This is a genomic window from Salinicola rhizosphaerae (assembly GCF_014652715.1).
Taxonomy (GTDB): domain Bacteria; phylum Pseudomonadota; class Gammaproteobacteria; order Pseudomonadales; family Halomonadaceae; genus Salinicola; species Salinicola rhizosphaerae.
Map to the genome: position 1 here is coordinate 701,482 of NZ_BMZI01000001.1, position 22,012 is coordinate 723,493.

The 22,012-nt window shown below is 61.5% G+C and carries 19 protein-coding genes and 1 tRNA gene; 9 read left to right on the forward strand and 11 right to left on the reverse strand.

The genetic code is table 11. From position 1 onward, the window contains the following. Positions 1-133: 133 nt before the first annotated feature. The 4 genes from IE125_RS03115 (at position 134) to IE125_RS03130 (ending at position 2,876) form a co-directional block, all read left to right on the forward strand. Positions 134-781, forward strand: a complete 648-nt coding sequence (locus tag IE125_RS03115; protein ID WP_189443102.1) for a 50S ribosomal protein L25/general stress protein Ctc — start codon at positions 134-136, stop codon at positions 779-781. A gap of 35 nt (positions 782-816) precedes the next feature. Then, positions 817-1,404: an aminoacyl-tRNA hydrolase gene (gene pth, locus IE125_RS03120; RefSeq protein ID WP_189443103.1), complete on the forward strand. Its 588-nt coding sequence runs from the start codon at positions 817-819 to the stop codon at positions 1,402-1,404. A 176-nt stretch (positions 1,405-1,580) separates the two neighbouring features. Then, a complete protein-coding gene (ychF, locus tag IE125_RS03125; protein ID WP_189443104.1) occupies positions 1,581-2,672 on the forward strand; it encodes a redox-regulated ATPase YchF in 1,092 nt (363 codons plus the stop codon). A 127-nt stretch (positions 2,673-2,799) separates the two neighbouring features. Continuing rightward, a tRNA-Met gene (locus IE125_RS03130) sits at positions 2,800-2,876 on the forward strand. An 81-nt stretch (positions 2,877-2,957) separates the two neighbouring features. Here the strand turns inward: IE125_RS03130 and IE125_RS03135 are convergent. The 10 genes from IE125_RS03135 to IE125_RS03180 form a co-directional block, all read right to left on the reverse strand. Beyond that, positions 2,958-3,821: a D-amino-acid transaminase gene (locus tag IE125_RS03135; protein WP_189443105.1), complete on the reverse strand. Its 864-nt coding sequence runs from the start codon at positions 3,819-3,821 to the stop codon at positions 2,958-2,960. Between the two features lie 43 nt (positions 3,822-3,864). Continuing rightward, the gene (gene dgcA / locus IE125_RS03140) at positions 3,865-4,845 is read right to left on the reverse strand and encodes an N-acetyl-D-Glu racemase DgcA (protein ID WP_189443106.1); all 981 of its coding nucleotides are present in this window, start codon (positions 4,843-4,845) and stop codon (positions 3,865-3,867) included. Next, positions 4,839-5,840, reverse strand: a complete 1,002-nt coding sequence (gene dgcN, locus IE125_RS03145) for an N-acetyltransferase DgcN (RefSeq protein ID WP_189443107.1) — start codon at positions 5,838-5,840, stop codon at positions 4,839-4,841. Before dgcN ends, dgcA begins: the two co-directional genes overlap by 7 nt. 128 nt (positions 5,841-5,968) lie before the next feature. After that, positions 5,969-7,285 carry a TRAP transporter large permease gene (locus IE125_RS03150; RefSeq protein ID WP_189443108.1) on the reverse strand — a complete coding sequence of 439 codons (1,317 nt, stop codon included), beginning with the start codon at positions 7,283-7,285 and terminating at the stop codon, positions 5,969-5,971. 73 nt (positions 7,286-7,358) lie between these two features. Continuing rightward, on the reverse strand, positions 7,359-7,886 hold the full coding sequence (locus IE125_RS03155; protein ID WP_189443109.1) for a TRAP transporter small permease subunit: 528 nt from the start codon (positions 7,884-7,886) through the stop codon (positions 7,359-7,361). After that, positions 7,886-8,950, reverse strand: coding sequence for a TRAP transporter substrate-binding protein DctP (dctP, locus tag IE125_RS03160; protein WP_189443110.1), 1,065 nt, complete (start codon positions 8,948-8,950; stop codon positions 7,886-7,888). Before dctP ends, IE125_RS03155 begins: the two co-directional genes overlap by 1 nt. Positions 8,951-9,153: 203 nt before the next feature. Then, positions 9,154-10,593, reverse strand: coding sequence for an N-acyl-D-amino-acid deacylase family protein (locus tag IE125_RS03165; protein WP_189443111.1), 1,440 nt, complete (start codon positions 10,591-10,593; stop codon positions 9,154-9,156). A gap of 48 nt (positions 10,594-10,641) precedes the next feature. Further along, positions 10,642-12,057 (reverse strand): amidohydrolase family protein, encoded by a 1,416-nt coding sequence (locus IE125_RS03170; protein ID WP_189443112.1) that lies wholly within the window; start codon positions 12,055-12,057, stop codon positions 10,642-10,644. Between the two features lie 58 nt (positions 12,058-12,115). Continuing rightward, a complete protein-coding gene (locus tag IE125_RS03175) occupies positions 12,116-13,036 on the reverse strand; it encodes an N-carbamoyl-D-amino-acid hydrolase (protein ID WP_189443200.1) in 921 nt (306 codons plus the stop codon). 122 nt (positions 13,037-13,158) lie between these two features. Further along, a complete protein-coding gene (locus tag IE125_RS03180) occupies positions 13,159-14,067 on the reverse strand; it encodes a LysR family transcriptional regulator (protein WP_189443113.1) in 909 nt (302 codons plus the stop codon). Between the two features lie 204 nt (positions 14,068-14,271). Here IE125_RS03180 and IE125_RS03185 point away from each other — a divergent pair, with 204 nt between their 5' ends. The 5 genes from IE125_RS03185 to IE125_RS03205 all read left to right on the forward strand — a co-directional run bounded on the left by IE125_RS03185 (position 14,272) and on the right by IE125_RS03205 (position 21,057). Further along, positions 14,272-16,377: a hydantoinase/oxoprolinase family protein gene (locus IE125_RS03185; RefSeq protein ID WP_189443114.1), complete on the forward strand. Its 2,106-nt coding sequence runs from the start codon at positions 14,272-14,274 to the stop codon at positions 16,375-16,377. Next, positions 16,374-18,014, forward strand: coding sequence for a hydantoinase B/oxoprolinase family protein (locus IE125_RS03190; RefSeq protein WP_189443115.1), 1,641 nt, complete (start codon positions 16,374-16,376; stop codon positions 18,012-18,014). Before IE125_RS03185 ends, IE125_RS03190 begins: the two co-directional genes overlap by 4 nt. 116 nt (positions 18,015-18,130) lie before the next feature. Next, positions 18,131-19,141: a TRAP transporter substrate-binding protein gene (locus IE125_RS03195; protein ID WP_189443116.1), complete on the forward strand. Its 1,011-nt coding sequence runs from the start codon at positions 18,131-18,133 to the stop codon at positions 19,139-19,141. 64 nt (positions 19,142-19,205) lie between these two features. Beyond that, positions 19,206-19,712, forward strand: a complete 507-nt coding sequence (locus IE125_RS03200) for a TRAP transporter small permease (protein WP_189443117.1) — start codon at positions 19,206-19,208, stop codon at positions 19,710-19,712. A 31-nt stretch (positions 19,713-19,743) separates the two neighbouring features. Beyond that, entirely contained in the window at positions 19,744-21,057 is a 1,314-nt protein-coding gene (locus tag IE125_RS03205; protein ID WP_189443118.1) for a TRAP transporter large permease, read from the forward strand. Here IE125_RS03205 and IE125_RS03210 read toward each other — a convergent pair. After that, positions 21,035-21,988 (reverse strand): LysR substrate-binding domain-containing protein, encoded by a 954-nt coding sequence (locus tag IE125_RS03210; RefSeq protein ID WP_189443119.1) that lies wholly within the window; start codon positions 21,986-21,988, stop codon positions 21,035-21,037. The two genes, IE125_RS03205 and IE125_RS03210, sit on opposite strands and share 23 nt — an antisense overlap. Positions 21,989-22,012 lie beyond the last annotated feature (24 nt).

Sequence of the window (22,012 nt, forward strand, 5' to 3'; positions counted from 1 at the left end):
CGTCATCGGCGATCTCGAGACAACGCACTGACTTACGAGCGACTGCCGTGACGGCAGTCGCACCGATGGAAACGGCATGGCCTGGTCGCGGGCCATGCCGCTTTCCGTTATCTACCGATAGAGGTGACAATCGATGTCCCAATACACACTGAACGCCAACGTTCGTACGGAGCTGGGGAAAGGTGCGAGCCGCCGCCTGCGCCGCAAGAACGAGCAGGTCGCTGCCATCATCTATGGCGGTGAAGCCGCGCCGCAGCCGATCACCATCGACAAGCCGGCTTTCTACAAGGCGCTGGAAGAAGAGTCCTTCTTCTCTTCCATCATCGACATTCAGGTCGATGGCAAGAGCGAGCAGGTCGTCATCCGTGACCTCCAGCGTCATCCGTACAAGCCGCTGATCACGCACGCCGACTTCATGCGTGTCGATGCGACTCACGAGCTGACCTTGAACGTGCCGCTGCACTTCCTCAACGAAGAGAGCTGCAAGGGTGTCAAGGATGAAGGCGGCGTGATTCACGTGCTGAACAACGATGTTCAGATCAGCTGCCTGCCGTCCAAGCTGCCTGAGTACATCGAAGTCGACGTGGCCAACCTGGCCCTTGGCGAGACGATCCACCTGTCCGATCTGAAGCTGCCGGAAGGCGTCACGCTGGTCGAGCTGAGCCATGGTGAAGAGCACGACGCCGGTGTCGTCAGCGTCACGCACCCGACCGTGGTCAGCGACGACGAAGTCGCCGGTGAAGGCGTCGACGAAGACGGCGAACCGAAAGACGCGGAATAACTCTGCGGCAGCACTGACCGGTATAGGCGTACGACATGGGCGACGTGAAGGCGATCATCGGACTCGGCAACCCGGGCTCGGAATACGAAAGCACTCGCCATAACGCCGGCGCCTGGCTGGTCGAGCAACTCGCGCGGGACGCAGCCCAAACGCTGCGTCCCGAGCGCAAGTTTCTGGGATTGCACGCCAAGGTCAACCTCGCGGGACATGACCTGCATCTGCTCAACCCCACCACCTACATGAACCGCAGCGGCGCTTCCGTCGCGGCGCTTTGCCAGTTCTTCAAGATCGCGCCCGACGAGCTGCTCGTCGCCCACGACGAACTCGATATCGCCCCAGGCGCCGCGCGCTACAAGACCGGCGGCGGTCACGGCGGCCACAACGGGCTGCGTGACATCATCAGCGCTCTCGGCAACGTCAACGCGTTTCACCGTCTGCGTATCGGTATCGGCCACCCAGGCAGTGCCAAGCTCGTGACGCATTACGTTCTCGGCAGCCCCGGGAAAGCGGAACGCCAGGCAATCGACGATGCCCTCACGGAGGTTGTCGCCACCCTACCCGACGCGCTGGCAGGCAACTGGGCCAAGGCGATGAATCGCCTGCACAGCTTCAGACCTTCCTGAGCCTTACACCTCGCCAACCAACTCTTGCTCGTCGCTCGTAGTCGTCGCTGCTGTCTACCGCGCCCCGAAGCTGGGGCAGTCGTCGCTCGTCGCCAAGTGTGGCCCGGTATCGCTACGTCCCGTAAAATGCGCGCCAACGCTATCTACTTCCGAAGCCAACTTTTCAGGATCAGCTCATGGGTTTCAACTGCGGCATCGTCGGACTGCCCAACGTCGGCAAGTCGACCCTTTTCAACGCGCTTACCCGCTCAGGTATCGACGCCGAGAACTTCCCTTTCTGCACGATCGAGCCCAACACCGGCATCGTGCCGATGCCGGACCCGCGGCTCGACAAGCTGGCCGAGCTGGTCAAGCCGGAGAAGGTCGTTCCGAACACCATGGAGTTCGTCGATATCGCCGGGCTGGTCGAGGGCGCCTCCAAAGGGGAAGGACTGGGCAACCAGTTTCTCGCCAACATTCGCGAGACCGATGCCATCGCCCACGTCGTACGCTGCTTCGATGACGACAACGTGATTCACGTCGCCAACCAGGTCGATCCGACCGCCGATATCGAAACGATCAATCTCGAGCTGGCGCTGGCTGATCTTGATGCCGTCGAGCGGGGCATTCAACGCCTGGTGCGCATCGTCAAAGGCGGCGACAAGGACGCCATCGCCACCAAGGCCATTCTCGACAAGATCCAGCCGCACCTCGCCGAAGGCCAACCGCTGCGCAGCTTCGGCCTCGACGCCGATGAGCAGCGCCAGATCCGCAGCTACGGTTTTCTGACACTGAAGCCGACGATGTACATCGCCAACGTCAATGAGGATGGCTTCGAGAACAACCCGCATCTCGATACCGTCCGCGCGATTGCCGCGGCCGAAAACGCCGTCGTGGTGCCAGTCTGCAACAAGCTCGAGGCCGAGATTGCCGAGCTCGAGGACGAAGAGCGTGCCATGTTCCTCGAAGAGATGGGCATGACCGAACCCGGGCTGGATCGCGTGATCCGCGCGGGCTTCGGGTTACTCGGCCTGCAGACCTATTTTACCGCCGGCGTGAAGGAAGTTCGCGCCTGGACGGTCAGGATCGGCGCCACCGCGCCTCAAGCGGCAGGCGTCATCCACACCGATTTCGAAAAGGGGTTCATCCGTGCCGAAGTCGTGGGTTACGAGGACTTCGTGGCACTGGGCGGCGAGAACGGCGCCAAGGAAGCGGGCAAGTGGCGCCTCGAGGGCAAGACCTACGTCGTTCAGGATGGCGACGTGATGCATTTCCGCTTCAACGTTTAATGCGGCTTCCCTTCCTGGCTATAGGCGAGGCCAGCGCCAGGATGATGACGAAAAGCGTTGACGTTTCATCGGGTTATGGTAACATTCGCGACCGTTGCCTCAGATCTTTTCGAGGTCGGACGCTCAAGGCTACGTAGCTCAGCTGGTTAGAGCACATCACTCATAATGATGGGGTCCCCTGTTCGAATCAGGGCGTAGCCACCAGATACGACGAAAAAGCCCACCAATCGGTGGGCTTTTTCGTATCGGCTTGGCTTCGTATCGATCTAGCGCGCCCTGCGTCTATCAGATCGCCCGGCGTCGACTCTCCTCGATATAGGCCGCACGCAGCTTCATCGCGACTTCGCCCGGCATGCCATCGCCGATGGGCACGCCGTCGAGCGCGATCACCGGTGTCACGAACGAGGTGGCCGAGGTCACGAAGCACTCCTTGGCTTGCTTTGCCTCCTCGACGCTGAACGCCCGCTCCTCGACGCGCAGCGACAGCACCTCGGCAATCGCCATGACGGCCGCCCGCGTGATGCCCGGCAGAATGGCGCTGGAGAGCTCGCGCGTCACCAGCACGCCGTCGTGGGAGAGCATCCAGGCGTTGTTGGAAGCGCCCTCCGTGACGAGACCATCCTCGACCATCCATGCGTCGTCGGCGCCCGCCGCCTTGGCAGCCATCTTGGCCATCGAGGGATAGAGCAGCTGCACGGTCTTGATATCTCTACGCATCCAGCGCCAGTCGGGCTGCGTGGCAACGCGAATGCCATCTCGTCCGGTGCGGCTCTCCAGCAGCGATTTGGTCTGCGTGAAAAGCACCAGCGTGGGCCCGGTATCCGCGGCGGGAAAATCGAAATCCCGATCTCCCGGATTGCCGCGCGTCAGCTGCAGGTAGACCAGTCCCTCCGTCAGATCGTTGCGCCGAATCAGTTCTCGATGAATCTCGAGCAGCGCTTCGTCCGTCCATGGCAGGCCCATGTCGAGCTCGGCCGTGGAGCGGCGTAGACGTCGCATATGACCGTCGAAATCGACCACCTTGCTCTCGAGCACGGAGCAGACTTCGTAGACGCCGTCAGCGAACAGAAAGCCGCGATCGAAAACGGAGACTTTTGCGTCCTGCTCCGCAACATAACTGCCGTCGACGTAGACCGTACGTTGTGCCATGTTCTGCCATCTCTCGTTATTTGCCGGTCCGGCAACGCAACGCTCAGCCCCAGAGTGCCGAGCTGGCCGGATGAATGCCGTCGGTATCGAAACGCATGCCGTGTTCGCGGTCGTTTGCCAGCAGCAACGGGCCATCGAGATCCACGATCTCGACGCCTTGGGCAACCAGCAGTGCCGGCGCCATCGACAAGGACGACCCCACCATGCAGCCGACCATGATATCGAATCCTTTCGCCTTCGCCTCGCGTTTGAGCGCCAACGCCTCGGTCAGGCCACCGGTCTTGTCGAGCTTGATGTTGATCATGTCATAGCGGCCGGTCAGCGCCGCCAGCGAGTGACGATCATGGCAAGCCTCGTCGGCGCAGACAGGCAGCGGCCGTTCGATGCCAGCGAGCGCTTCGTCCGCATTGGAAGGTAGCGGCTGCTCGACCATGCTGATGCCAAGTTCGACCAGCACCGGCGCCAGCTGCTGATAGACGTCGACACTCCAGCCCTCGTTGGCGTCGACAATGATCCGCGCGTTCGGCGCGCCCTCGCGCACCGCTCGCAACCGCTCGACATCGCCTTCACCACCGAGTTTCAGCTTCAGCAACGGCTTATCGGCGTGACGCTGCGCCTTCTCACGCATGACGTCCGGCGTGTCCAGCGAGAGCGTGAACGCGGACACCTCGGGGCCAGGTGCCGGCAGGCCAGCCAGTTCCCAGACCGGCTTGTCGGCGCACTTGGCTTCGAGATCCCAGAAAGCACAGTCCAGCGCGTTGCGGGCGGCACCGGCAGGCAGCGAAGACTGCAGCGCCAGACGGTCGAGCCCTTCCGTCAGCGGCTTGCGCTGCGATTCGATCTGCGCCATGACGCTCTCGACCGATTCGCCGTAGTGCGCGTAGGGCACGCACTCGCCACGGCCGACGTGCGTACCGTCGGAAAGCGTCGCCACCACGACTCGCGCATCGGTGCGCGAGCCACGGGAGATGGTGAAGACTTCGGCGAGCGGGAAGACCTGCTCCTCGACCGTCAGCGTCAGCATGCCAGCACCGCCTCCGCCAGTCGGTCGGCGCCCTGACGATAGGGGTCGACGCACGGTAGGCCGAGACGCGCCTCGAGCGCCTCGAGATAGCGATCCGCCTCGTCCACCGGCATGCCAGACGTATTGACCGAAACGCCTACGACCTGGCAAGCGGGATTGACGACCTGCGCCAGCGGCAGCGCAGTATCGCGAAGCTGCTCGAGCGTCGGGAGCTGGTAGTGCGGCAGGCCGCGCATGTGCGTGCGGGTCGGCTCATGACAGAGAATCAGCGCATCGGGCTGACCGCCATGAATCAAGGCCATGGTCACGCCGGAGTAGGATGGATGAAACAGGCTGCCCTGCCCCTCGATGATATCCCAGTGGTCATCGTCGTTATCCGGCGTCAACCACTCGATCGAGCCGGCCATGAAGTCGGCGATGACCGCATCCAGCGGTACGCCCTCACCGGTGATCAGAATCCCGGTCTGGCCGGTCGCGCGGAAACTCGACTTGGCGCCCCGCTCGCGCATCGAGATATCGAGTGCCAGCGCGGTGTACATCTTGCCGATGGAGCAGTCAGTGCCTACCGCCAGACAGCGCTTGCCGCGGCGCTTCTTGCCATCGCCGATCGGATACTGGACCTGCGGCACGCGGACGTCGATCAGTCGACGACCGTGCTTTTCGGCCGCCTCGACCAGCTCCGGCTCGTCGCGCAGCAAGTTGTGCAGGCCGGAAGCGATGTCCATGCCCGCGGCGAGCGCCTCCTTGAGGACCGCGATCCAGCTGCGCGAGATGACGCCGCCCCGATTGGCAGCGCCGATGACCAGTGTCTTGGCGCCCTGCTCGACCGCTTCCTGGATATCGAGATCCGGTATCTTCATGTCGGCCTTGCAGCCCGGCAGGCGGTATTGGCCTAACGCGTACTCGGGGCGCCAGTCGCGGATGCCCTGCGCCACCTTGGCCGAGAGCGGATCGGGCACGTCGCCCAGGAACAGCAGATAAGGAGTGTTGAGCATGTCGTTGTCTCTGTCATCAATTCAAAACGGGATTCTTATGGGCGGCGCGCGCGCATCGAGGCTCTGACACTCTCGTCGACACTCTGAAGCCGTCACGCAGCCGCCCGCCTGGAAGGGGCCGAGAGGAGTTACATCATCGTTTCCGGCAACCACAGCGAAATCGCCGGGAACGCCAGCAGAATCGCCAGCACCACGATCTCGCACACCACGAACGGCCAGACGCCCGAGAAGACCTCACTGATTTTCACATCCCTGCCGGCAGCCCCGGCGAGCGCGAAGGCGTTCAGTCCGACCGGCGGGGTCACGCCTGCCACTTCGCACATCTTCATGGCGATGACGCAAAACCAGACCGGGTGGTAGCCGAGCTCCGTCACGATGGGAAAGACGATAGGTAACGTTAACGCAAATGCCGCTGCCGGCACCACGACCATGCCCATCAAAAACCAGATCAGCAGAATCAGCCCGAGGATCATCCACGACGGGACATCCCACGAGGTCATGAAGTTGGTCACCTCGAACGGAATTCGCGTCAGGCCCAGGAAGCGGCTGAAGAAGAGCGCTGCGATGATGATGAAGAACAGCGTGGTGGTGATCCCCGCCGACTCGCGCAGTGCCGCGCGCAGTTTCTCGAGCTTGCGCAGCGGTCCGCCGGCAACGCCCAGCACCAGCGCACCGAGCGCACCGATCGCGCCGGCTTCGGTCGCCGTGAACAGGCCGCCATACATGCCGCCGATCACCAGCCCGCCCAACAGCAGGATCTGCCACAGATCGACGATGCCCCGGAGACGATCACGCAGGACGACGCGCTGCTCCTCTTCCAGCGTCGGCGCCAGATCAGGGTTGCGTTTGGCGCGCCAGACGATCGAGATCGCATAGACCAGCGCGGTCAGAATGCCCGGCAGAATACCCGCCATGAAGAGCTTGCCGACCGGAACGCCGGTAAAGATGGAGAACAGAATGAACATGCCGCTCGGCGGGATCATCGCCGCCAGCGAGCCGGAGCAGGCGATGCTGCCGAGCGCGAAGCGCTTGTCATAGCGATAGCGGCGCATCTCCGGATAGGCGATACGGCCGAAGACACTGGCGGTGGCCAGCGAGGAGCCGCAGACCGTCGAGAACGCCGCACTGCCGAACGCCGTCGCCACGGCCAGCGAGCCAGGCATGCGCGCGGCGAGCCGGTGAATGCCCTTGTAGGCGCGCTCGGCGAAGCCGCTAGCAGCCGCCAGTGCGCCCATCAGCACGAACAGTGGCAGCACGGTGAACGTTGGCGACGCGATCGCCGTATACATGGTGTCACCCAGCAGCGAGGTCGCACTGGAGGGTGTCAGTAGCGTGGCGATTCCGACGAAGCCGACCAGCAAAAAGTTGATCGCGAGCGGAACGCCCAGCATGAGAAGAGTGAGCAGCACCGCCACACCGACGATGCCAACCAGCATGAAATCCATGGTCGTGTCCGTAAAGGAAGAAGCCAGAGTGTGAGAGCCCGCGCCGGCAGCGCCGCACGCGTCGCCGATAGCGTTACCGTGCCGAAGTGTCCGGCCGCAGCGAACGCCAGAGCCCGCGCACCAGCTGAATGGCGTAAAGTGCGAGAGCGGCGAACATCACGAACTTGATCGGGTAGACCAGGATCGGTCGCGGCCCCGCAATCGCCTGATGGCTGTGCCAGGCGTCGATGGCGTTGTTCCAGACCGCCCAGGCAACGATACCCACCGTCACCAGCGAAACCAGATTGATGAACGCCTTGAGCGCACGGCCGGGCGAGCCGCTCAGCTTGTCCGTCACGAGCTCGACACTGATATGGGCGTCACGCTCCTGGGCGTGAGACAGCCCCAGATAGACGATCGCGATCATGGTGAACATGGCCAGTTCGGACACGCCGTACAGCGGGTGGTTGAACCCTCGGGCGACCAGATCGACGACCATGAACAGCACCACCACGATCAGCAGCCAGCCGCAGAGCTCGGCCAGCGCCCGGTTGAGCTTCGTCAGCGGGCGCGACTTGCGCGCCCCGATCTGACTGGCACTCTCGTTGGGAGTCTCGCTCATCACTCACCTGCGCTATCGATGATGGACTGCATCTGTTCGATGATCGCGCTCGGGTCCGCGGCGCCATCCTGCTTGGCGCTATCGATCCAGGTATCGCGATTCTTCTTCACGGCCGGCAGTGACGCGAACCGGTCGACATCCTCCTGCGACGCCGCGGTAACGGTATAACCGGCATCCTTCTCCTGCTTGACGATACGGTCGAATTCGCTGGAGTAGTACTCTCCGAACGATTTCTCCGCCTTCGCGGCCGCGTCCTTGAACCAGCCTTTCTGCTCGTCGGACATCGCGTCCCACTTCTGCTGGTTGATGGTGATGATCATCGGCACGGCGACCCACAGACGCTTCGTGGTCAGGATATGGGGCGCGACCTCATCCATGCCGGTGCGGCTGAGGCTATCGTAGTTGGTGAAGACACCATCGATCGCCCCGGATTGCAGCGACTGATAGGTATCACTCCACGGCACGGAGACTGGCGTCGCCCCGAGACCGCCGAGCAGATTCAGCACCCACTGACTGGACGCTCGAATTCGCAGCCCCTCGAAGTCATCGAACGAGGTCACGGGTTCGTTGAAGACGCCGGCATAAGGCAGGTACGGATAGAGATAGACGATATGCTGGCCCTGCTTGGCGAACTCGTCGGCAAGCTGCGGCACCTGATCGTAGATTTCGTGGTAGGCCTTCATCTTGCCGGCGTAGCTTTCCGGCCCTTCCGGGAAAATCTGGAAGGCGCTGTTGAGCAGCAGCTGGTTGGGGTAGTAATTGATATTGATGAAGCCCATATCGGCGACACCGCTCTTGACGCCGTTGAGCGTCTCGTCGCCCTTGAGCACGGAAGCGCCCCAGTAGGGAACGACCTCGAGTTCGCCGCCGGACACCTCGTTCAGTGCGTCGATGAATCCTTTTTCCGCCTCGCCGCGCAGGCCGGTCGGCGCCGTGTTGGTCGCGTAGGTCAGCGTTTCGCCGGCCTGAGCTTCCGCTGCGGAGATCGTGCCGACAATGCCGAGTGTCGCCGCGAGCGTCGTCGCCAGGAAGGAAGTTCGAAGCGTTACGGATGGGTATTGCATTGGTTACTTACCTCATTGTCGTTATCGTGGTTGTCGCTATCAGCGACTTGCCGGCAGCCGCCGGACTGTCTCGGAAAATCGTCTTCGATCGGCGCGCCGCTGTCTCATGCCTTTTCGTCGGCGCGCTATAACGAACGGTTAAGGGTCGTCGTTCGGGTTAGCGTCTGCTCCGGGTGAGCACCCCGCCCCAGAACGTCCGGGCATCAGCGTATGACGCCTTCCCGCTTCAGCAGACGCCCGGCACGCGTCGTCACGTTGCCCTCACTCAGCGCCAGCTTGCCATTGACCATGACCCAGTCGATACCGATCGCGGGCTCGGTCGGCTCGACGAAGGTGGCGCCTTCCTGAACCCGCTCGTAATCGAACAGCGTCAGATCGGCGAAGGCCCCTTCCCGCACGACGCCGCGATCGGTCAGACCGAACCGCGCCGCCGACATGGAGGTCATCTTGCGAATGGCTTCGGGTAGCGCGAACAGCCCCTCGTCACGGCAATAGTGGCCGATCACGCGTGGAAAGCTGCCCCACAGACGCGGATGCGGGTTGGGGTCACTGGGCAGGCCGTCGGAGCCGATCATGGTCAGCGGATGCGCCAGCACACGACGCACGTCGGCCTCGTCCATGTTGTGGTAGATCGCACCGGCCGGCATCAGGCGCCGCGCGGCTTCGGTCAGATCGACCTGCCACTCGTCGGCAATCTCCTTGAGCAGCTTGCGCCCCATCTCCGGATGCGGTTTCGACCAGGTGATGAGAATGTCGAAGGCGTCCGAAACGCGCCAGAGATCCAGCGTCGTCGAGCAGGCCGAATAGGGATAACAGTCGCAGTTGCAGGGCTGCTCGCGCGCCGCCGTCTCGAGTTTTTCGATCGCGTGCTCGCTCTTGCCCCAATTCTCGACGTCGGCGCACTTGAGATGCGAAATCACCAGCGGCACCCGGCCATGGCGAGCAGTCTCGAACGCCTCGTCCATCGCCTCGAAAAGCGTCTCGCGCTCGTTGCGCATGTGCGTGGTGTAGATACCGCCCTCTTCACCGACCACCTCGATCAACGCCTTGACCTCCCGGGTCGGCGCCTGACGCGCATTGGTATAGGCAAGCCCGCTGCTCAATCCGATGGCGCCGGCGCGCAGTGCACCGCGCAGCGCCTGGCGCATCGCCAGGGTCTCATCGTCGGTCGCGGCACGATCGAAGCGATCCATGACACCGGCGCGCAGCGTCGTGTGGCCGATCAGCGCGGCGACGTTGACCGCAGGCTCGGCGGCTTCGACGGCGGCAGCGAAACTCTCGAAGCTCGCGAAGAAATCCTCGGGTTCGCCGAGCAGATTCATCGGGTCCGGCACGTCTCCCTGGATCACGACCGGCGAGGCGCTGATACCGCAGTTGCCGACAATCACGGTCGTGATGCCCTGCGTGATCTTGGGACGCATGTCGGGCTCCCGGATCGCGCAGTTATCATCGTGGGTGTGCACGTCGATAAAGCCAGGCGCCAGATAGCGGCCCTCGGCATCGATGATGGTGGTGGCCCGAGCGGTGCCGAGATGGCCGATCGCGCTGATGCGATCACCGATCACGCCAACGTCGGCTACATAGGGTTCCGCGCCAGTGCCATCGACGATCCAGGCACGTCGGATGAGGGTATCGAATGTCATGTCATTGTCCTTGGATTGTGCACGAATCGGCCGGGCGTCGAGGGTCGATCACAGATCGAACTGCGGTGACTTGAGCATCGTGCCGGGTTCGACAATCAGGGCGTCGAGACCCGCGGAGCGCACTGCGCTCGCGCCCTGCGCCGTAGTAATCATTCGCCCGCCGCGGCCGACCACATCCTCGCCATCCAGCAGCCGCTGCCCGTGGGCATAGGTCAATACGGGCTTGCGCCGTTCGAGATCCAGCACGGTGATATCGGCATCGGCGCCAACCCCCAGGTGGCCTTTCGTCGTCAATCCGAGGATTCGGGCCGGATGCAGACTCGCCTTGCGCACGAAGCCCTCAAGACTCAAGGCATCGAGATGCACCAGCGCCAGGCCACGAGAGACGATATCGTTGCGCGGAATACCACCGCCGTCGGTGGCCAGGGCATCGACCGCGAAGCGACCGTCATCCCGCGTCGCGGTGACCAGGCGCAGCCTCGGCTCGGGAGGATTGGCACGGAAGCTGATGCCGATGTTGGACCCCGCCGCGCGCCAGGCTGCCAGCCCTTCGGATCCGCCGACCAGCTCGATCACGCCGTCGCGTTCGACATTGACCAAGGCCCAGCCGGCCTCGATCGCGTCGCTCATGCCATCGACCGTTGCCGCGAAACCGCCACGTTCCAGTCCGAAAGCCGCCAGTCGGCTACCCGGCACTCCGTCCACGCACTCACCGCTGACGCCGTTGAAGGGCGCCAGATAGGACTCCGAGCGCACGTGCGGATGGGCCGCCAGCAGCGCCAGGGCTCTCTCGCCCTCCGCGACCGCATCGTGAATCTGTCCGCGGCAGTAGCTATTGATGTGTGCCAGATGCAGCGGATATCCGACGCTCAGCTCACAGGCTTCGCGCAGACCGTCGATGTTCGACCCTGCCGAAAGTGTGCCGGCGTGAAAGGCGACGTACGCGCCTCGATCGCCGGCGATCGCGATCGCACGCGCCGTGGCCTCGGCGGTCAACGGATAGTGACCGCCCAGCAGCTTCAGGCCGATCGCCCCCTGGCTCAGCGCATGATCCAGCGCTTTCGACAGATCCCCTCGCGAGGGATCGTTGGACTCGATGGTATGCCCGGGTCGGAGATAGTTGAGGCCGGCCACGCTCAGTCCGCAGCCGTGACGCGCGGCCAGCTCGACCACGCCTTCGATGGGGCCGGCCATGTCGAGCGCGGTGGTAACGCCCGCTCTGGCCAGCATGCGATGCCCGAGTCCGCCACCTAGAAAGGCGGAGAGATGCACGTGCATGTCGACGATACCCGGCATCGCCACGCGACCGGTCAAGTCATGCTCGCGTACCGCGTCGCCGGCAATCGCCGGGGCGATGTCGACGATTCGACTACCGCGAATCGCCACATCGTGAATGGCGTGCACGCCGTTGGCCGGGTCGACGACCAGGCCGTTGCGTAGCACCACATCATAGGGCGCGTTCATTGATCGCCTCCGCTTGTTGTCTTGTCAGGAGGATCCGGGCCGAGAAAACGGGTCGAGCTTAGCGCTCGACGCCGGTCTGCGACGTGATGCGCCCGTAGTGCTCGATTCGACGATGGCGGGCGAAATCGAAGATGGTCTTCTTGCCGAACTGGCAGCGATCCATGTCACATGTCGCGGTCACGAGCTCATCACCTTCGGACTCGGTGCGCGCGACCACGAAGCCATCCGGGTCGACGATGATGGAGCCGCCCATGAGCGGAAAGCCGTCCTCGACGCCCGCCTTCGCAACGGCTACGGCCCAGGTCGCGTTCTGATAGGCACCCGCCGTCACGGACAGCTCGGAGTGATAAAGGCGCTTCTCCAACCCTTCACCGCGGTTCTGGGCATTGATCGACGGCGTGTTGTAGCCAAGCATCACAAGCTCGACGCCCTGCAGCCCCATGACGCGCCAGGTCTCCGGCCAGCGACGGTCGTTGCAGATCGCCATGCCCATGATCGTCCCTTCGTTATCGAAGGTCTCGAAGCCGAGATCGCCGGGTTCGAAATAGCGCTTCTCGAGATGCTGGAAATCGCGCTCGGTATCGAACTCGACGTGACCGGGCAGGTGAATCTTGCGGTACTTGCCGACGATCTCACCCTGACGATTGGTCAGAATGGAGGTGTTGAAATGACGCCCTTCCGGCGTCAGCTCCGCGTAGCCGAACGAGATGGCGATCTGATGCTCGCGCGCGCGGTCGAACAGCGGCTGGGTCGCCGCATTGGGCATCTCGCGCTCGAACCAGGTATCGACCTCCGCCTGATCTTCCATATACCAGCGCGGGAAGAACGTGGTCAGCGCAAGCTCCGGATAGACGACCAGGTCACACCCATTTTCGGCAGCCTGATCCAGCAGGCCCATCATTCGCTCGACGACGGATTCCCGACTGTCGCTCTTCTGGATGGCGCCCAGCTGCGCCGCACCGATCACCCACTCACGCATGTCTCGTTCACTCATTGGACTTGTTTACCGGCGATGCCGCGTCGCGCGGCATCGTGCTTACCGATCAGTGTCCGGAATTTCGCGGGAAACGTCGTATGCTGATTTATCGGAAAGGTATAACCTCAGGTTAACGATTGTTCATCGTCAGCCCGAGAGAGCGCCGCCTTGAGATGCGTGATGAAGATACGGGCCAGCTGCGACAGTGGCTCGGTTCGCGGGTAAACGAGACTGACCAGCAGCCGCTGCTCATCGGGCAACGGCACGGCGGTCAGGCGCTTGCCCTGCCATCCGCGCCAGGTGAATTCGTCGATCAGGGCGATGCCGCCGCCGGCGTCGGCCAGCGCACAGGCGTAGTGCGGCGAGTCGACCTCCATCGCGGGACGCCAGGGCTCGCCGGCCGTCTCGAAGGCCGAACGGATGTGATGCCCGAACGGCGTCTCTGCGCCGTACCCGATCAGATCGAACTGGCGCAGTTCGGCAAGCTGCACCGTCATGCGCTGCGCCAGCGGGTGTCCCTCGGGACAGACGCAGACCATGCGCGCCCGATGGAGTGGATTGACTTCCAGATTGGGATGATTGACCGGAAACAGCGAAATACCGAGATCCGCCTGTCGATCCAGCAGCTGGTCACGCAGCTCCGTATGACGCTGGCAGTCGAGGCTGACCCGAACGTCGCGCTCCGCGCGGAAGCTGGTGATCGCCCAGGGCACGATCTGGTGCCCCAGGCTCGAGCTGGCGGCGATTCTCACCACGCCGTGCCGACGCTGCGTCAAATCGTGCAGCGTGGTGTTGACCCGCTGTACATCGCGATAGACGTTCTCGACGTCGCGAAACAGCCGACGCGCCTCCGGCGACGGATAGAGCCGCCCCTTGATGCGCTCGAACAGAGGAAAACCGATGCGCTGCTCGGTGTGCGACAGCATCCGACTCACCGCCGGCTGAGAGATCATCAGCACCCGCGAAGCACCACTGATGCTCCCGGTCGTCATCACCGCCCGAAAGACTTCGATCTGTCGAAGATTGAGTGCCATTGGTTACTTGCCTTGAGCCATAACTGATCGTTAACGCGTCGATTACACCATCGATTTCAGATTTAGAAAATGCGGTGTGAGTCACTCACCAGACAACTAACAAATTTTATTTGCTATTCATCAAAAAATTGTCGCTTGTTTCTACTTAAGTCGCGGATCAATGATGCGGTGCAGAGCACAACAACAATACAAGCTGGAGATCGCATGACGACGAATACTCGCTCCGCCCGAGCTGGCGCCGATATCGGTGGTACATTCACCGACATTGCTCTCGAAGTCGATGGTCAGCTCCACTCGGCCAAGACACTGACCCAGTATGCCGCACCGGAACAAGCCGTTGTCGACGGCTTGTTGAGGACACTCGACCAAGCCGGCGTCGCGCCAGATCAGCTTGAGAGTCTCGTCCACGGCACTACTCTAGCGACCAACGCATTGATCGAACGCCGAGGAGCACATACGGCATTCATCACGACCGAGGGATTCCGTGATGTCATCGAGATGCGCACAGAAAGCCGTTTTGAGCAATACGATCTGAACATCGTGCTGCCCACGCCACTGATTGCGCGGCAACATCGCTACACCGTTGGTGGGCGAATGAGCGCCGAGGGTCAGGAGTTGATCCCACTAGATGACGCCGCCTTGGAGGCGATCATCGATGCCATCGAAGCCAAAGCCTATGTCAGTGTCGCCATCGGCCTAATGCACAGCTATCGCAATGCTGCCCATGAACGCCGCATACGCGATCGATTACAGGCGAGACTACCTCACCTTTCGGTCTCGCTCTCATCCGAAGTCTCTCCGCAAATACGAGAATACGAACGCTTCAACACGGTCTGCGCCAATGCATTCGTGAAGCCGTTGATGTCGTCCTATCTCGGAAGATTGGCCAGCGGCCTGGAGGCAAGGGGCATTACCTGCCCGGTTTATCTGATGCACTCTGGCGGGGGACTAATGTCCTTAGCGAGTGCCGCCGAGTTTCCAGTACGCCTTCTCGAATCCGGGCCTGCGGGCGGCGCGATCTATGCTGCAGATATCGCAGCGCGCTACGGCCTCGATCGAGTACTCTCCTACGATATGGGGGGCACCACAGCCAAGATCTGTCTGATCCAGGATCAGCGGCCTCAGACGGCGCGTACGTTTGAAGTGGCGCGAACCTACCGCTTCAAAAAGGGAAGCGGAATGCCCATCTCGATTCCTGTTATCGAAATGGTGGAAATTGGCGCTGGCGGCGGCTCTCTCGCCCATGTCGATGACCTGCACCAGATTCGTGTTGGCCCAGAAAGCGCGGGCTCAGAACCCGGTCCCGCCTGCTACGGCCGTGGCGGTACGGCGCCAGCAGTGACCGATGCCGATCTAATTCTTGGTCGCCTGGATGCCGAAAACTTCGCCGGCGGCAGCTTTCGCCTCCACCGCCAGGCGGCTGAAGACGCACTGCATCGAACCATTACTGCGCCTCTGGGTGGCGACCTCATCGAAGCAGCCTACGGTATCGTCGAAGTCGTAGACGAGAACATGGCCAATGCCGCTCGAGTGCATGCGGTCGAGAGCGGCCGAGAGCTCGATCAGTACACAATGATCGCCTACGGTGGCGCTGCACCACTCCACGCCGCACGAATATGCGAGAAGCTCGGTATTGATCGTTTGGTCGTGCCGCCGGGCGCCGGCGTCGGCTCTGCGATCGGGTTCTTGCGAGCCCCGTTCGGCTACGAGTCCCTTCGTAGCGCGGTCATGCAATTGGCGACATTCGATCTTGCCACCGTCAATGATCTGCTAGCGGACATGAGCCGGGAGGTCAGTACCTTCATCAACGAGACGGGGTACCGCGGTGAAGTCGAGCGTGAGTTCAAAGCCTATATGCGCTACGCCGGACAAGGCTGGGAAATTCCCGTGGCGGTGGCCCGAGGCGAACTCGATGAACGGGATGTTGCCGACCTCCACCGCGGGTTCGTCACGGCTTATGCCCAGATATTCGGTCATGCCATCGATAACCTCGACGCCGAGGTCGTCAGTTGGTCACTTTCTCTTCGCACTCCCATTGCCCCGGTCGAACCCCGCCAGTTTGGCAAGGCGCCACCAAACGAACGCAACATCGAGAGTCGGGACATGCGTGCGATCTTCGACGCCCGCCACGGACAATTCCGCGATAGCCAGGTCATCGAACGACGTGCAATGCCTGTTGGCAACAGTATCCACGGGCCTGCGGTCATCATTGAACCGGAAACCTCAACCATCGTGCCGGCAGGTTTCGATGTCACGCGCCAAGCCGACGATTGCCTATTCATCGAACGTCTAAAGGAAACCGCTGAATGAGCACGACATTGCAGGTATCGCAGCAGATCATGTGGAACCGACTCATTTCGGTGGTCGAAGAGCAAGCGTTGACGCTGATTCGCACCGCTTTTTGCACCAGTGTGCGCGAGGCTGGAGATCTATCGGCAGGCGTATTCGACGCCAGCGGGCGGATGGTCGCACAGGCCGTTACCGGCACGCCAGGTCACGTCAACACCATGGCCGAGACCGTCTTTCATTTTATCGATCAATTTGGCGACACCATGGTCCCGGGCGATGTGTTCGTGACCAACGACCCGTGGCTCGCGACCGGTCATCTGCACGATTTTACTGTCGTGACGCCTGTATTCCGAGAAGGCCGCCGCATTGGCTTTTTTGCATCCACCGCTCACGTCGTGGATATCGGCGGGCGCGGTTTCGGACCCGACGGCCGTGAACTCTACGAAGAAGGCCTGTTGATTCCGCCGCTTCGCATGTTCAAGGCTGGCGTCGTTAATCAGGACCTGGTCGATATTCTGACCAACAACGTGCGCGAGAGCGATCAAGTCGTGGGGGACTTTTTCTCCCTGTCAGTCTGCAACGATACCGGGCGCAAACGCTTGCTGGAAATGCTCGATGAGTTCTCGCTACCAGACATCGAAGAGCTCGCGACATTCATTTTCGCCCATAGCGAACGGGCTACCCGGGAAAAACTTGCCGCCCTGCCGGCTGGTGAATATCGCTATCGGATGCCCCTCGATGGCTACGATGCACCGGTCGAGTTGGCGGTTACGCTGTCCTGCGGCGGTGAAACGCTCAATGCCGATTTCACCGGCACCTCTGCCCAGAGCGGATTCGGTATCAACGTACCGCTGACCTATACCAAGGCGTATGCCTGCTACGGGCTCAAATGCGCGCTGGCCCCGTCGATCCCCAACAACTGGGCGTCTCTGCGTCCGTTTACGGTCAGTGCCCCGGATGACTGTATTCTCAATGCACAGCGCCCGGCACCGGTCGCGGCTCGCCATGTCCTGGGGCACTTGGTGCCCGATCTGGTGCTCGGGGCCTTGCGTCAGGCCTGCCCGACCCTCCCGCCAGCCGAGGGTGCCAGTGCGCTGTGGAACCTGCAGATCAGTGCTCGTCCAACTCACGGCACGGGTGTCGGCAGAGAGATACTGATGTTCAATAGCGGCGGCAGTGGCGCACGCCCGACACTGGATGGGCTCAACGCAACTGCCTTTCCCAGTGGCGTCATGACCATGCCGGTGGAGGTCACGGAAAGTGTCGGGCCTCTGGTCATCTGGCGCAAGGAACTGCGGCCGGATTCCGGCGGCGCCGGACGGCAGCGAGGCGGTCTGGGCCAGACTATCGAACTCTCTGCCCGTGAAGGATACGCCTTGACGTTCAATGCCATGTTCGAGCGCGTCGAGCACCCCGCTCGCGGCCACAATGGCGGCAGGAACGGCGGCATTGGTGTGGTCGCGCTCGACGATGGCACTCGCCTTCGCGCCAAGGGCCGCCAAGCCATCCCGACCGGACGTCGCCTAATCCTGCATCTCCCCGGTGGCGGGGGCTACGGTGCTCCGCAGGATCGACCGGCCGCTAGCGTGGCGCGGGATGTCGAGGCGGGTTACGTTTCGGAGCTCGAAGCTCGCACAAGCTACCCTCACGCATTTTAACCTAGTGCCTCCCTAACAAAGGAGGGCAGAAGTACCACCGGTATTGCCTTTATCACCCCAGGACAAAACAGACACAACGCCGTTTCGACAAGACCAACAATTGGACGGAGATTCTCATGTCAACACTGACGCATCGTATCGCGATCACCACCGGCATCTTACTACTGAGCCTTACAGGTGCTGCTCAGGCAGAAACCCAGTGGATCATGGCCACGGGCTATCCCCAGGAAAGTTTTTTTACCAAGAATATCGAAAAATTCATCGAGGAAATCGAGACCAAGAGCCACGGCGAGCTGACGATCAACTTGCGCGCCAACGGCACGCTAATCAAGCATGATGCCATCAAACGCGCGGTACAGACCGGGCAGGTTCAGATCGGAGAAATTCGACCCAGCGTCTACGGCAACGAGGATCCGATGTACATCCTCGACAGCTTGCCGGGTGTCGCGACAACCTACAAACAGGCGCACCAGTTGATGGAAGCACAGGCGCCTTTCTTCGAAAAACTGTTTGGCAAACAGAACATTGTGCCACTCGCCTACGTCGCCTGGCCAGGCCAGGGCTTCTTCACTCAGATGCCGCTCAATTCAGTCGATGACATGAAGGGCAAGAAAATCCGCATCTACTCCCAACCGACGAGGGAAATGGCAGAGCAACTCGGGTTCCAGGCCACGATTTTGCCGTTTGCCGAGATCGCCCAGGCCTATTCCACGGGCATGATCGACTCACTGTTCACCAGTCCTCAGACGGGAATCGACGTGCAGATCTGGGATTACGCCAAGGATTTCACTTACACGGGCACCATGCACACAAAGAACGCGATTATCGTAAATGAGCGTGCCCTTGACTCGCTGGATGCCAGTCTGCAGAAGATCGTGAAAGACGCCGGTAAACACGCCACTGAACGTGGCTGGCTGATGAGCCAAGAGGCGGCGGGGAAGAACAATAAGATCATCAGCGAGCATGGAGTTGCTATCAGCCAGGCCAGCGACGACATCCAGAAGGCTATCTCGGACATCGGCGATTCGATGCTTGAAGCGTGGCGCAAATCTGCCCCGCCGGAAGAGCAAGAGGTGCTGGACAATTACCTCGAAGTCCGCAACACCTCCAGTAACCAAGCCGACTGACACTTCCTCTTATGGCGCGCGGCGATAGCGCCGTCGCCCCTTTTGTAAAGACAGGAGAACGTCAATGCGCAGAACGCTGGATGCGCTCTATCTGACGAGCGGCGTGTTGGCCGCTCTTTTCTTGATGCTGATTGCCGTATCGATTCTGGCGCAGATCGCCGGTCGTGCCATGGGTGGCGTCATCGATGCTACGGAATTCTCGGGTTTTTGCATGGCCGCCTCGACATTTCTAGGGCTTGCCTACGCATTGCGCGGCGGCGCCCACGTCCGCGTGGGGCTTTTAATCGAAGCGCTACCTGCACACTGGCGACGCCGGCTGGAAAGTTTCGTCTGCGCGTTCAGTGCCGGGATCCTCGGCTGGCTGGCGTGGTGCGCTGGCACCTATACGCTTCAGAGTTACGAGTTTGGCGACCTCAGCCCCGGGCTAATCGCCGCACCACTATGGATTCCCCAGGTCGGTATGACGCTAGGCCTCATCGTCATGACGATCGCTCTCGTCGACGAATTCTGGCGTCTGGCGCGACACGGACACGCGACCTACATCGACAACGACGCGGGATCGCTGGAATAGATCGTGACACTCGAATAACGACGAGAACCTCATGGATCAAACACTACTGGCACTCATCTTGATGTTCGGTGCCCTCGTCGCGCTGCTGGGCGCGGGTATCTGGGTCGCCGTGGCCCTAGCGGCTGTCGCCACCGGCGCCATGGCGCTATTTACACCGGTTCCACTGGCTAATCTGCTGGCCTCCACCCTATGGGAGGCAAGCTGGCAATGGCCGCTTACCGCCTTGCCATTATTCGTCTGGATGGGTGAGATTCTATTCCGAACTCGCCTGTCTCGTGACATGTTCAATGGCCTGGCACCCTGGGTCGGCTGGCTTCCCGGAAGGTTGTTGCACGTCAACGTGCTGGGCTGTGGCATCATGGCGGCCGTGGCCGGCTCGTCCGCCGTTACGGCGACCACTGTCGGCCGAATGAGCCTTCCGGAACTGCAACGTCGTGGCTACGACGAGCGTCTGATGATCGGCACCCTGGCAGGTTCGGGCACACTGGGGCTGATCATCCCGCCGTCAATCGTACTCATCGTGTACGGCATTCTGGCTCACCAATCCGTCGCCCGCCTGTTCATGGGGGGCGTGTTGCCCGGCCTGCTGCTCATCGCGCTGTTCATGGGCTATATCGCGGTTTGGTCGTTAATTCATCGCGACAGAATGCCTCAAAAAGAATCCCCGTTGCCATTCGCGGAGAAGCTGAGACGCTCCTCCCGCTTGATCCCCGTCGTCGTTCTGATCGCGGGGGTGATCGGCTCGATTTATAGTGGAATCGCCACGCCAACGGAATCCGCGGCCTTCGGCATCCTAGGTGCACTGATGATCGCCACGGTGACGCGCACGCTGACGTGGGAAAGCTTTCGGGACAGTCTGATGGCGGCGATGCGGATTTCATGCATGATCACCTTCATCATCGTCACGGCAGCCATACTCTCCAGCGCGGTGGCATTTATCGGCATCCCCCAGTATCTCGCGGAGCAGGTCGATCAGTGGCAACTGTCCACGGGCTGGTTGCTGTTCGTGCTGACGCTGGTCTTCATCCTGCTAGGATGTTTTCTGGAAGGGGTGTCGATTTTGGTACTGAGCAGCGCGGTGATTCTGCCGATGTTGGAGAGCGCGGGGATCGATCTGCTGTGGTTCGGCATCTACGTCGTCATTATCATCGAGATGGCGCAAATCACACCGCCTGTAGGTTTCAACCTATTTGTGTTGCAGTCGATCACCGGACGTTCCATCTGGCAAGTTACTCTTTCGGCGCTGCCATTTTTCCTCCTGCTCTGTCTGGCGGCGCTGATCATGGCCCTGGTGCCAGGCATCGTGACCTGGTTACCTTCTCTCATTCAGGGTGCCGGCTCATAGGAAAAGGTGTCTCGAGGTCGGGACGCAACAGCTGTTCAAGCCAGCTACGGAAGGTATCCACCAGCTCTCCCGGTGCGTGATCCTTCGGATAGAGCATGAAAAAAGTCGGGATGCTGTCTGCGGGGAGTCGTTGGATCAGGTCGAATCCGAAAGGGGCGATCAGGCGTCCACTTGCGACTTCGCGCGCGGCGTCCGGCTCGGAAATCAGCCCGACGCCCATTCCTGCGAGTGCAGCTTCCAGCATCGCCTCATTGGTATGAAAGCGCATGACTGACATCGCATCGGCAACATCGAGGTGCCAAAGCCCCAGCACCTCTCGCCACAGGCGCTGCGTCACCAGCGGGCTAATCAGGCAATGCTGGAGCAAGTCTTGCGGCCGGTTCAATGGCTTGATCGCCAGCAGGTCGGGGCTCGCTACCAACACCTTGGGGTCTTGGGCCAGAGCGATCTCTTCGAACCCGTCCCAGCCGCCGTATCCCCAAAGAATCGCGACATCGATACTATCTTCAAAGCCGCTGAGTTCGGCGCCGATCGATATCTGTAGATCGATCTGAGGATAGCGCGCCGTAAACGAGACCAGATTTGGAATCAGATGGTGTGAGGCAAACCAAGGACTGACATGCAGCCGAAGTCGGCGGACTTCGCGCATCTGCTCGAGTTGTCGCACCCCTTCCCCGATTCGATCCAGCCCCTCCCGCACATGTTCAGCCAGGAGCGTCGCCGCTGGCGTCGGGATCAGTGCACGCGCACGGCGTTCAAACAGAGCATGCCCTAATTGAGACTCCAGCGTGCGGATTTGGTGGCTGACCGCCTGAGGCGTCAAGTTCAGTATCTTAGCCCCAGCTTTGACACCACCTGATCGAATCACGGCCTCAAACACCTTGAGACTGTTGAGCGATGGCAGTTGGTGGCGCCGACGCTTGTCATTCATGGCGTCTGGCCAGAGATTGCACCG

Excerpts from the sequence above, each read along its gene's own strand:
- IE125_RS03115 (WP_189443102.1), top strand. The coding sequence starts at position 134 with ATGTCCCAATACACACTGAACGCCAACGTTCGTACGGAGCTGGGGAAA.
- pth (WP_189443103.1), top strand. The coding sequence starts at position 817 with ATGGGCGACGTGAAGGCGATCATCGGACTCGGCAACCCGGGCTCGGAA.
- ychF (WP_189443104.1), top strand. The coding sequence starts at position 1,581 with ATGGGTTTCAACTGCGGCATCGTCGGACTGCCCAACGTCGGCAAGTCG.
- IE125_RS03135 (WP_189443105.1), bottom strand. The coding sequence starts at position 3,821 with ATGGCACAACGTACGGTCTACGTCGACGGCAGTTATGTTGCGGAGCAG.
- dgcA (WP_189443106.1), bottom strand. The coding sequence starts at position 4,845 with ATGCTGACGCTGACGGTCGAGGAGCAGGTCTTCCCGCTCGCCGAAGTC.
- dgcN (WP_189443107.1), bottom strand. The coding sequence starts at position 5,840 with ATGCTCAACACTCCTTATCTGCTGTTCCTGGGCGACGTGCCCGATCCG.
- IE125_RS03150 (WP_189443108.1), bottom strand. The coding sequence starts at position 7,285 with ATGGATTTCATGCTGGTTGGCATCGTCGGTGTGGCGGTGCTGCTCACT.
- IE125_RS03155 (WP_189443109.1), bottom strand. The coding sequence starts at position 7,886 with ATGAGCGAGACTCCCAACGAGAGTGCCAGTCAGATCGGGGCGCGCAAG.
- dctP (WP_189443110.1), bottom strand. The coding sequence starts at position 8,950 with ATGCAATACCCATCCGTAACGCTTCGAACTTCCTTCCTGGCGACGACG.
- IE125_RS03165 (WP_189443111.1), bottom strand. The coding sequence starts at position 10,593 with ATGACATTCGATACCCTCATCCGACGTGCCTGGATCGTCGATGGCACT.
- IE125_RS03170 (WP_189443112.1), bottom strand. The coding sequence starts at position 12,057 with ATGAACGCGCCCTATGATGTGGTGCTACGCAACGGCCTGGTCGTCGAC.
- IE125_RS03175 (WP_189443200.1), bottom strand. The coding sequence starts at position 13,036 with ATGCGTGAGTGGGTGATCGGTGCGGCGCAGCTGGGCGCCATCCAGAAG.
- IE125_RS03180 (WP_189443113.1), bottom strand. The coding sequence starts at position 14,067 with ATGGCACTCAATCTTCGACAGATCGAAGTCTTTCGGGCGGTGATGACG.
- IE125_RS03185 (WP_189443114.1), top strand. The coding sequence starts at position 14,272 with ATGACGACGAATACTCGCTCCGCCCGAGCTGGCGCCGATATCGGTGGT.
- IE125_RS03190 (WP_189443115.1), top strand. The coding sequence starts at position 16,374 with ATGAGCACGACATTGCAGGTATCGCAGCAGATCATGTGGAACCGACTC.
- IE125_RS03195 (WP_189443116.1), top strand. The coding sequence starts at position 18,131 with ATGTCAACACTGACGCATCGTATCGCGATCACCACCGGCATCTTACTA.
- IE125_RS03200 (WP_189443117.1), top strand. The coding sequence starts at position 19,206 with ATGCGCAGAACGCTGGATGCGCTCTATCTGACGAGCGGCGTGTTGGCC.
- IE125_RS03205 (WP_189443118.1), top strand. The coding sequence starts at position 19,744 with ATGGATCAAACACTACTGGCACTCATCTTGATGTTCGGTGCCCTCGTC.
- IE125_RS03210 (WP_189443119.1), bottom strand. The coding sequence starts at position 21,988 with ATGAATGACAAGCGTCGGCGCCACCAACTGCCATCGCTCAACAGTCTC.